11 protein-coding genes are annotated in these 11,174 nt (G+C 34.6%); all 11 read right to left on the reverse strand.

The genetic code is table 11. The annotated features are described in order from the left end of the window. Nucleotides 1-206: 206 nt before the first annotated feature. Nucleotides 207-914, reverse strand: a complete 708-nt coding sequence (locus NC797_RS15945; protein WP_272437813.1) for a DUF554 domain-containing protein — start codon at nt 912-914, stop codon at nt 207-209. A gap of 272 nt (nt 915-1,186) precedes the next feature. Next, nucleotides 1,187-2,026, reverse strand: coding sequence for a ParB/RepB/Spo0J family partition protein (locus tag NC797_RS15950; protein ID WP_272437814.1), 840 nt, complete (start codon nt 2,024-2,026; stop codon nt 1,187-1,189). Continuing rightward, nucleotides 1,998-2,780, reverse strand: a complete 783-nt coding sequence (locus tag NC797_RS15955) for a ParA family protein (protein WP_272437815.1) — start codon at nt 2,778-2,780, stop codon at nt 1,998-2,000. Before NC797_RS15955 ends, NC797_RS15950 begins: the two co-directional genes overlap by 29 nt. 374 nt (nt 2,781-3,154) lie before the next feature. Further along, nucleotides 3,155-4,027 carry a nucleoid occlusion protein gene (noc, locus tag NC797_RS15960; protein WP_272437816.1) on the reverse strand — a complete coding sequence of 291 codons (873 nt, stop codon included), beginning with the start codon at nt 4,025-4,027 and terminating at the stop codon, nt 3,155-3,157. Between the two features lie 244 nt (nt 4,028-4,271). Then, on the reverse strand, nt 4,272-4,994 hold the full coding sequence (gene rsmG, locus NC797_RS15965) for a 16S rRNA (guanine(527)-N(7))-methyltransferase RsmG (protein WP_272437817.1): 723 nt from the start codon (nt 4,992-4,994) through the stop codon (nt 4,272-4,274). A gap of 216 nt (nt 4,995-5,210) precedes the next feature. Next, entirely contained in the window at nt 5,211-7,100 is a 1,890-nt protein-coding gene (mnmG, locus tag NC797_RS15970) for a tRNA uridine-5-carboxymethylaminomethyl(34) synthesis enzyme MnmG (RefSeq protein ID WP_272437818.1), read from the reverse strand. A 47-nt stretch (nt 7,101-7,147) separates the two neighbouring features. Next, entirely contained in the window at nt 7,148-8,524 is a 1,377-nt protein-coding gene (gene mnmE / locus NC797_RS15975; RefSeq protein ID WP_272437819.1) for a tRNA uridine-5-carboxymethylaminomethyl(34) synthesis GTPase MnmE, read from the reverse strand. 335 nt (nt 8,525-8,859) lie between these two features. Further along, nucleotides 8,860-9,474 (reverse strand): RNA-binding cell elongation regulator Jag/EloR, encoded by a 615-nt coding sequence (jag, locus tag NC797_RS15980; RefSeq protein ID WP_272437820.1) that lies wholly within the window; start codon nt 9,472-9,474, stop codon nt 8,860-8,862. Beyond that, nucleotides 9,471-10,235: a YidC family membrane integrase SpoIIIJ gene (spoIIIJ, locus tag NC797_RS15985; RefSeq protein WP_272437821.1), complete on the reverse strand. Its 765-nt coding sequence runs from the start codon at nt 10,233-10,235 to the stop codon at nt 9,471-9,473. The genes jag and spoIIIJ overlap by 4 nt, the downstream gene beginning before the upstream one ends. Before the next feature lie 112 nt (nt 10,236-10,347). Next, nucleotides 10,348-10,692: a ribonuclease P protein component gene (gene rnpA, locus NC797_RS15990; protein WP_272437822.1), complete on the reverse strand. Its 345-nt coding sequence runs from the start codon at nt 10,690-10,692 to the stop codon at nt 10,348-10,350. Between the two features lie 113 nt (nt 10,693-10,805). Further along, on the reverse strand, nt 10,806-10,940 hold the full coding sequence (gene rpmH / locus NC797_RS15995) for a 50S ribosomal protein L34 (RefSeq protein ID WP_019377820.1): 135 nt from the start codon (nt 10,938-10,940) through the stop codon (nt 10,806-10,808). Nucleotides 10,941-11,174: the final 234 nt, after the last annotated feature.

The following is an 11,174-nucleotide window of genomic DNA, read 5'->3' on the forward strand; positions in this document are numbered from 1 at the left end:
GGATGTTCAAAAAGTCGCCAAATGATAAGCTGCGCATCTCTTCGTTGGCTTGTTTTTCCGTTCCTCACGTATTAAAAGCATACGCTGCGCTACTCAAAACTGCGTCGCCTCGACCTGCTTGCTTCTAATTTGGCAACTTTTTGAACACGCACTTTAAATTTCTTTTTGAATAAAAACAGGAGTCGCCTATTGCTGACTCCTGTTTTTTATTTTATAAAGAAATCGTAAATAACTAAAACAAATCCGACAGTTATAATAGATGGCAACAAATTTGCCACCCTAATTTTTGTGAGTTTTAACAAGTTTAATCCTATCGCAACAATAAGAAGTCCACCGGTTGCAGTCATTTCCACTATAAATCCTTGTAAAAAAGTATCAGGAAGCCAATTTTCAATTTGTGTTGCAAGTAGTGCAATCGTTCCTTCATATAGTACTACAGGAACAGTAGAAAACACCACACCAAAACCCAATGTTGTGGTTAACACTAAAGCCACAAAACCGTCAATAATAGACTTAGTAATTAAAACTTCGTGATCTCCCCTCAATCCACTATCTAAAGCCCCTATTACTGCCATTGCACCGATAACAAATATTAAAGAAGCGGTGATAAATCCTTGAGATATACTTGTTTCCCCTTTTGTGTTGCTTTTCTTTTCAATCCATGTGCCTAATAGGTTAAGTTTCTTCTCTAAATGCAACGCCTCTCCAATTATGGCACCAGAAAGTATACTTAATAAAACAACGACAATCTTTTCTGTTTGAAAAGCCATTTGTAGTCCAATTAATACTACTGCTAAACCAATGCCATGCATAATTGTCTCTTTATAACGTTCAGGTATCTTAGTGAAAAATAAGCCTATAAATGTGCCAATTACAATGCACAAACCATTTACTAATGCTCCTAATAAAACCATTGCTACAACTCCAGATAGTATTTGATCAATGTGTTCCTTAAATAGATATGATTCTAATAATAGAGGATGTTCAAATAGCGTTTTTTCGACATGATTTTTAATATATTTTATTAACAATGTTTCACGTGGAACATTGTTAATCGATTTATGATTTATAAATACGATGCATTCTTTCGTGTATAATCAAGATTAAATCATAACTATAGCATAAAAAAGTCTGACTCATAAGGAAATTACTGTTCTCCTTAGGCCGTCAGACTAGTTCCCATCATTTAGGATTGAAACAATTCAAGTATTCGATCCAAATCTTCATCTGAGAAAAAATCAATTTCTATTTTACCTTTTCTCTTTCCTTTATGGATTTTTACTCCAGTACCAAGTTGATCGCGTAATAAACTTTCACGTTCCGCAAGAAAAATATCTTTTTTGGGCTTTTCTTGTTTTTTCTGTGTTGAATTTTCATTTATTTTAATGATAAGCTGTTCGACCTGTCTTACATTTAACTCTTCTTTACGAATTTTCTCTACGAGTGGAATTAGTTTATCTTTATCTTTTAATCCTAAAATCGCCCTACCGTGCCCCATCGATAGTTCGCCGTTATTAATCAATGCACTAACTTGTTCTGGTAAAGTCAGAAGTCGAACAATATTGGCAATATGAGGTCTGCTTTTCCCAAGTCTTTTAGCTAATTCCTCTTGAGTGATCTTCAATTCCCTCATCAGATTTGAATAAGCATATGCTTCCTCTATTGGGGTTAAGTCCTCTCTCTGAAGGTTTTCCAATAAAGCAAGCTCCATCATTTTCTCATCTGTTAATTCTTTTACAACGACAGGTACCTTATCCAAACCAGCCTCTTTTGCGGCTCGAAAGCGTCTTTCGCCAACAACAATTTCATAACCCTTAATGCTTTTTCTTACAATAAGAGGTTGTAGGATACCATGTTGAATAATGGATTCTTTTAACTCTTCAATAGCATCTGCATGGAAAGTTTTCCGTGGTTGGTATGGATTTGGTCGACATTCTTTCGTTGAAATCTCTTGAATTGAATCTTCATCCTTTGATTCCAATTCAGGAAAAAAAGCGTTAATTCCTTTCCCTAACCCTCTCGCCATTCGCAATCACTTCCTTTGCTAAATCTAAATAAACTTCAGCGCCACGGGATTTTGGATCATAGAGAATGATGGGTTGTCCATGACTTGGTGCTTCCCCAAGTCTAATATTCCTCGGAATAATAGATCGGTACACTTTATCTTGAAAATACTTTTTAACCTCTTCGATTACTTGAATTCCTAGATTGGTTCGTGCATCCAACATCGTTAATAGAACGCCCTCAATCATTAGATCCTTGTTAAGGTGCTTTTGTACCAAACGAATCGTGTTTAACAGTTGGCTTAACCCTTCTAAGGCATAGTACTCACACTGTACCGGGATGAGTACCGAATCTGCTGCAGTTAAAGAATTGATTGTCAACAACCCAAGGGAAGGTGGACAATCAATGATGATATATTCATAGTGATCTTTCACTTTTTCTAACGCTTTTTTTAAACGAACTTCTCTTGAAATTGTTGGGACTAATTCTATTTCAGCGCCAGCTAATTGAATAGTAGCTGGAATGGCATCCAAATTCTCTACTGGTGTCTTTACACAAACCTTATTTGCATCCAAATCTTCAACTAGTACATTATATATACATTCATCCATATCTGCTTTGTTAATTCCAACACCACTAGTTGCATTCCCTTGGGGATCTATGTCAACTAACAAAACTTTATGATTTAAGTATGCAAGACATGCACTTAAATTGACTGCTGATGTCGTTTTCCCAACGCCACCCTTCTGATTAGCAATGGCGATTATTTTTCCCATGGTGTCACCTACCTTACAAACTCTTTACTTCTTATTCTATCATTTTTTTATGTGATTGGACGATTAATTACAGAATTCGTTTAAAAACTTTCAATATAATAATGTCAGGTTCAAAATAAATATGCTAAATTACAGTTTTCTCGTTTAAAGTGAAAAAAAACCATCTTCTTAATAGGCTATTAAAAATTATTGGAGATGAGTGCATTTCCTGTTATGCCTAATTATAAAAGATGGGTATCGTAGGTATCGTATTTTTTGAAGTTAAGAAAGTATAAATTGTTTCTTATTTTTAAAAATAAATGGTTTTTAAGTCAGCTCTGTGGCAGTTCGGTTGTACCATCGCATTAAAAGTATCGGCAATCTCCGAGTATTTTTTATTTATTTTTCGGAATTTTAATAGTAATTTGATAGTATTCCTCGTGATCCTGTTCATCCGTTTCCAAATTAATTCCTGTATCAGAGACCATATTTAAGGACTGTCTTATTGTATTCATTGCTATTCGCATATCTTTATTAAAACCTTTTAATGTAGGTTTTTTCTTTTTTGGTTTATTTTCGTAAAGTTTAGCAATCCGTTCTTCCGTTTGCTTTACATTTAAATCCTTTTCCAATATTTCAGTTAATATTTTTTGTTGGGCTTCTGGATCCTTTAATATAATTAAAGCTCTAGCATGCCGTTCTGTAATTTTTTTATCCAATAGTGCATTTTGTACCGACTCAGGCAACTTTAACAATCGCATTTTGTTTGCAATGGTTGACTGACTTTTCCCTAGTCGTTGAGCTAATGCTTCTTGTGTTAAATTGTGAATTTCAAGTAATCGTCCATATGCCATTGCTTCTTCTATTACCGTTAATTCTTCCCTTTGCAGATTTTCAATTAGTGCTACGGACGCTGTTTCCGTATCAGACATATTCCGTATGATGGCAGGAATGTTCTCCCATTGAAGCGCCTGTACTGCACGCCATCTTCTTTCACCTGCTATTAGCTCAAATTTACCCTGCTCATATTTTCTTACTACAATTGGCTGAATCATACCATGTGTACGTATCGTTTGAGCTAATTCCGCAATCTTGTCTTCACTAAAAATAGATCTGGGCTGAAACCGATTTGGTTCAATTTTTTCTACAGGGATTTGAATAACCTCATCTGAATGAAAATCATCTTGAACCTCATTTTTAATGGCATCTTTTATATCTTGATCTGCTTTATCCCCGTTCCCAAATATTCGACCAAAAGGGTGTAACATCAACAACACCACCTCAATTAACAATGCTTAAGTACTATGTAACTAGGTAAGATAACATTGTTTCACGTGAAACAATGTTTTTTATAATACTTACTAAATCTAAAAAAATTGCATCTTCATATGATGCTTTTTAAGTTTATAAAACTATTTTACCATAAGTCTAGTAGGAAAAGTATGGGTATGCTCTATTAAATATATATTTAATAGAGCCATTCAAATGTAACGTATTAAATGAAGTAAATGGTTATTCCAATGGACTTTTATTAGGAACACCAGGGTTACGTGGGTATTTCTTTGGAGTTTTTTTTATTTTGTCGATCAGTGCAATATTTCTTTCACCATTTCCATCAGGTAATTGGAAAGTTACCACATTATTCACTTCGCCACCTAAAGTGTTAATTGCAACTGTTGCATCATTTAATTCTTCTTGTACACCAGGACCTTTCATTGCGATAAATGTTCCTCCTACTCTACATAGAGGAAGACACAATTCGCTTAACACGGACATTCTTGCTACAGCACGCGCTGTCACTACATCATACGCTTCTCTGAACTTTGCATTATTACCAAATGTTTCGGCTCGATCATGATAAAATTCAACATTGTCTAAACCAAGCGTCTCGGCTAGCTCATGTAAAAAAGTAATACGCTTTTTTAATGAATCTACAATAGTTATCTTTAGATTTGGAAAAACAATTTTTAGTGGGATACTGGGAAAGCCTGCACCTGCTCCAACATCACAAAGACGGACAGGAGTATCCACATGAAAATTATAATAAAATGATGCAGATAAGGAATCAAAAAAATGTTTTACGTACACATGTTCTTTCTCTGTAATAGCAGTCAAATTCATCTTTTCATTCCATTCAATAAGCGTACGAAAATATAATGCAAACTGCTCTTGCTGTTTTTGATTGATACTTATCCCATGTTGTTCTATACGTTCAACAAAAGTTTGTGTATTCATTCATCTAACCTTTCCTTATTCGAATTATAAAACATAGTTTGTCCAATGACATATAACATATAAAAACACACACATTTTCCAAATAGGAAAGGTTATGTTTTTTCTTATATTTAAATATTACAACATTTTTTCTTAGTTAATAAGGATATAAAGCACTTCCCCCTATCCCATCACAAGGAGAAGTGCTAATGCATTATTCAAATTCGTTTTATTTCCTTACTCATTAGAAACGCGGGCTATTTTTCCTTGTTCAATATATACAAGTAGGATCGACACATCTGATGGATTCACTCCAGAAATACGTGAAGCTTGACCGACCGATAATGGACGTACTTTTTTAAGTTTATCTCTTGCTTCTGTTGCAATCCCGCTTATATCATCGTAATCTAGGTTTTCTGGGATTTTTTTGTCTTCCATTTTTTTCATCCGTTCCACCTGTTGATTGGATTTATCGATATATCCTTGATATTTCGTTTGGATTTCAACTTGTTCTTTTACATCATCAGGCAAATGTAATTCAGCAGGCGTAACCGTTGCTATCATTTCATAATTGATTTCTGGACGTTTTAATAAGTCAGATGCTTTAACTGCTTCTTTTAGTGCCGTACCACCTGTATGATCCATTATTCGTTGAATATCTTCTGACGGTTTTAATATAATTCGTTCAAGGCGTTTTCTTTCTTCCTCTATTAATCGTTTCTTTTCTAAAAACTTTTGATATCGATCTTCTTTAATTGTGCCTAACTGATAACCTATCTCCGTTAATCGAAGGTCGGCATTATCGTGTCTTAACAATAATCGATACTCCGCTCGCGATGTAAGCAGTCGGTAAGGTTCATTTGTTCCTTTTGTAATCAAGTCGTCAATTAACACACCAATATATGCCTGCGCTCGATTTAAAATCAATGGTTCCGTTTGAAGGGCTTTTGCTGCAGCATTAATTCCAGCCATTAAACCTTGACCAGCTGCTTCCTCATAACCAGATGTACCATTAATCTGTCCTGCAGTAAACAAACCAGGAATTTTTTTAACTTCTAATGTTGGCCATAGTTGAGTTGGGACAACAGCATCATATTCAATCGCATAACCAGCTCTCATTATTTCTGCCTTCTCTAGACCTGGAATCGTTTGAAGCATATCTCTTTGAACGTATTCAGGTAAAGACGTTGAAAGTCCTTGGACATAAACCTCCTCTGTATTTCTACCCTCAGGCTCTAAAAAGATTTGATGACGAGGTTTATCATGAAAACGAACTACTTTATCCTCAATTGATGGACAATACCGTGGACCCGTTCCTTTAATCATACCGGAGTACATTGCGGATAAACTTAGATTCTCATCAATAATTTTATGAGTGAATTCATTCGTATAAGTTAACCAACATGGAATTTGATCGGTTATAAATTCCGTTGTCTCATAAGAAAAGGCCCGTGGTTCCTCATCTCCTGGCTGTATCTCTGTTTTAGAGTAATCAATGGTATGACTGTTTACTCTTGGTGGTGTTCCTGTTTTAAAACGAACCATTTCAATTCCAAGCTCATCTAAATGTTTCGAAAGAGCGACAGAAGCACGTTGGTTATTAGGCCCACTTTCATATGCAAGATCTCCGATTATTACTTTTCCACGCATAAAGGTACCTGTTGTGATCACAATTGATTTTGCATAATAAACTGCTTTTGTTTCTGTTATAACACCTTTACATACACCGTCTTCTATTAATAGCTTTTCCACCATACCTTGTCTTAGTGTAAGGTTTTCTTCATTTTCTAATATTTGTTTCATCTCTTGAATATACAATGGTTTATCTGCCTGTGCACGTAATGCTCTTACAGCAGGGCCCTTTCCCGTGTTTAGTAATCTCATTTGAATATAGGTTTTATCAATTACTTTACCCATTACACCACCAAGCGCATCTATTTCACGAACAACAACACCCTTAGCAGGCCCACCAATGGAAGGGTTACATGGCATAAAGGCAACCATATCTAAATTTAAAGTTAACATCAATGTTTTAGCACCACGTTTAGCGGAAGCAACAGCAGCCTCACAGCCCGCATGACCTGCCCCAATAACGATAACATCATAATGACCAGCGTTATAAGTCATTTTCATTTCTCCTTTGTACAGGCACTATAAAATAAATAAATTGCCCCTTATTTTCCTAAACAAAATTGTGAAAAAAGTTGATCAATCAAACTTTCATGAACTGTATCCCCTATGATTTCTCCAAGTAGTTCCCAAGTACGTGTAACATCAATTTGTACCAAGTCTATTGGCATTCCAGCTTCCATCCCATCCATGGCATCCTTCAATGAACTCAAAGCTTGTTTGAGTAATTGAATATGACGAACATTTGATACATAAGTTAAATCACCCGTTTCTATTTCCCCTTCAAAAAAAGTATCAGAAATAGCACGCTCTAATTGATCTATTCCTTTCTCTTCAATTAATGTCGTTTCAACAATTGGAAAACCAGAAGCAATCTTCTTTACTCTTTCCATATCTATTTTTTTCGGTAAATCCGTTTTATTCAAAATTATAATTACTTGTAGTCCTTCGATCGCTTTAAATAAATTTTCATCTTCATTCGTGAGTTCATCGGCATAATTTAACACCATTAGAATAAGGTCAGATTCTTTTAACACCTGTCTAGATCTTTCTACCCCAATTTTTTCTACGATATCTTCCGTTTCCCTAATGCCAGCTGTATCTACCAACCGCAAAGGAATGCCTCTTACATTTACATACTCTTCAATCACATCCCTTGTCGTCCCAGGGATCTCTGTAACAATTGCTTTATTCTCATGAACAAGTGCGTTCATAAGTGAAGACTTTCCAACATTTGGACGTCCAATAATAGCTGTAGCCAATCCTTCACGCAAAATTTTTCCTTGTTTAGCCAACTGTAATAGCCTTTCTATTTCAGCATACACGATTTTTGTTTTCTCGATCATTATTTCATGCGACATTTGTTCCACATCATCATATTCTGGATAATCAATATTAACCTCAACATGTGCAACTGTTTCAAGTAGCTCTTGCCTTAATTTTTGAATAAGCTTAGATAATTTACCATCCATTTGCTTTAACGCCACATTCATAGCTCGATCTGTTTTTGCTCGAATTAAATCCATTACAGCCTCTGCCTGAGACAGATCAATTCTTCCGTTTAGAAAAGCGCGTTTTGTAAATTCTCCTGGTTCCGCCAGCCTTGCACCTTGAGATAAGACAATTTCTAATACACGATTTACAGATACCAAACCACCATGGCAGTTAATTTCTACTACATCTTCTCTAGTAAATGTTTTAGGACCCTTCATTACAGATACCATTACTTCCTCTGCAACCTCATTTGTACTCGGGTCTATCATTTTCCCATATTGAATCGTATGGGAAGCGACACTGGATAAATTTTTTCCTTTAAAGACAGTGTTTGAAATCGCAATTGCTTCTGGTCCACTTAAACGTACAATTGCGATTGCTCCCTCTCCAATCGGCGTTGATATTGCTGTTATTGTATCTGTCTCCAATTTCCATCACCTCCATTATAAAAAAATCATTTATTTAAAATCAATTTTCATCTTATCCACATGTGATTAACTTATTACAATCACTAACATATTAGATTATCATACATTCATAAAAAAGAAAAATATCCACATGTTTATACATTTCTTTTTCTGTTTTATTTATCCACATGTGAATAACTAAACAGTTTTCCTAGATTTTAAAAAACAATAAAAAAAGGATACAAATCGTTGAGCAATTTGTATCCTTGTTCGTATGCTATTCTTTATTTACCCACGATAACTGAACGCATGAGAGTACATCTGAAGCTTTCAATAAGTTTTTTTATCAATATTATTTATGGCTTAATTACGACATGTCGGTTCGGATCAATGCCATCAGAATAGGTTTCAACCCGATTATTATCTTGCAATGCAGTATGAATGATTTTTCTTTCAAAAGATGGCATTGGTTCGAGCGAAACTTCTCGCCTTGTTCTTATTGCTTTTTCTGCTAATCTTTCTGCTAATGAATAAAGCGTTTCTTTTCTACGTTTTCTATACCCTTCTGCATCAAGAACTACCGTATAAAAGTGATCTTTCTTTTTGTTAACGACTAAATGCAATAAATATTGGAGTGCATTTAATGTTTGGCCTCTTTTACCAATTAAAATAGCAATTTTTTCTCCAACTAATTCAAAAACAATCTCTTGATTATGCACGGTCGTTTTAATTTCTACTTCAACACCCATTTTTGTGGTAACATTTTTTAAGTATGCTTCCGCTTGCTGAATCGGATTCATATTTTTTGTTACTTTTACAATCGCTTGCTTTGAGCCAAATACACCGAACAATCCTTTTTTTCCTTCATCAATTACATCAACCGTAACCTGGTCCTTTGTTGTGTTTAACTGCCTTAATGCTGATTGGACCGCTTCCTCAATCGTTTGTCCACTAGCAGTTATTTGTCTCACTTTTTACTTCCTCCCGTTTGCGTATCTTTCATCATTGGTTTTCTAATAAAAATCGTTTGTGCAACCATAAAGATATTACCTACGACCCAATACAATGCAAGTGCTGATGGGAAGAAGAATGCAAATACCCCGATCATTACTGGCATTAAGTAAAGCATCATTTTCATCTGTGGGTTTTGATTAGCAGGACTACCAGCCATCATTAATTTTTGTTGATAGAAAGTTGCAACCGCTGCAATAATTGGCAAAATGTAATCTGGTTGTCCAAGCTGGAACCATAAAAAACTATGTGATTTAATTTCCTCGGTACGCATAATCGCCTGATAAAATCCTATCAATATTGGCATTTGTATTAAAATAGGAAAACATCCTGCTAAAGGATTTACACCATTCTTTTGAAACAAACTCATTGTTTCTTGTTGTAGCTTTTGTTGTGTTTTAGAATCTTTAGAACTATACTTTTGACGTAATTCTTGAAGCTGTGGTTGAATATCTTGCATTGCCTTTGAACTTTTTAACTGTTTAATATTCAACGGAAGTAAAACAGTACGAATAACAATTGTTACAATTACGATAGACAATCCATAGTTTCCATTAAATAATTCAGCAAAATATGTAATTAACCATGACAGAGGATAAACAAAATACTGATTCCAAAACCCCGTACTTTCGGGTGTTATTGGCTGATTAACTTGGTTACATCCAGAAAGTAAAACGATCACACCTATTAAGGCCGCAAATAATAAGACCTTTTTACGCAATTTTCTTCCTCCTAACTCAAATCTGCTCTTCATTAATGTTATTCTACCATTAAATTCATGATTGATTCTAGCTATTCTGATCACATCTAGACAATATTATTTCACTTACTTATTATTTTTTTGATAACAAATTTGATTTATATAAAACGTGTTGCAGGCTTTTCTTGATCTGAAAAAAATTCATATCTCCCGTTGGCTGTCTAGCAATAATAATAAAATCATATTCATTCAAAATATTATCTTCTAATTCAAGAAATGCTTGCTTCATATATCGTTTAATTCGATTTCTCGTCACTGCTTTTCCAATTTTTTTGCTAACTGATAAACCGATGCGGAAATGATCTTGATCTTTCTTTTTCAAAAAATAAAGTACCAACTGGCGATTTGCAAAAGATTGTCCTTTTTTAAACACCAGCTGAAACTCTTCATTCTTTTTTAAACGGTATGCCTTTTTCATGGGATTACTCCCCCCAGCACTTTTTTTCACTTAAGAAAGTAAAAATTATCATCAAACATATATGCTTCAACAGATCTTTAAAAGTGGAAAAGACCACTGATTTCTTCAGTGGCCTATGCAGACAATACCTTTCTACCTTTACGACGACGACGGGCAAGTACTTTACGTCCATTCTTAGTGCTCATACGCGTACGAAAACCATGTACCTTTTTGCGCTTACGATTGTTTGGTTGAAATGTGCGTTTCATCTATCATACACCTCCCTAAGGAAATTAAAAATTACCTTCTATTCATAGACAATACAATTTATTATACGTAAATTAACTTTCCTCTGTCAACTTCTTGTTTGGTTTTTCAGCTCTGAAGAGTAAATTTATCTTTAAAGTTGTTTAATATCGAAAAACCACTTATCCACATATGTTAAATTTTACCATTAGGTTTTTCTTTTATTTTTGTGTATAAGTGCCGAATTTCTATTATTT

Origin of the sequence: Terrihalobacillus insolitus, from assembly GCF_028416575.1 — a bacterium.
GTDB lineage: Bacteria > Bacillota > Bacilli > Bacillales > Amphibacillaceae > Terrihalobacillus > Terrihalobacillus insolitus.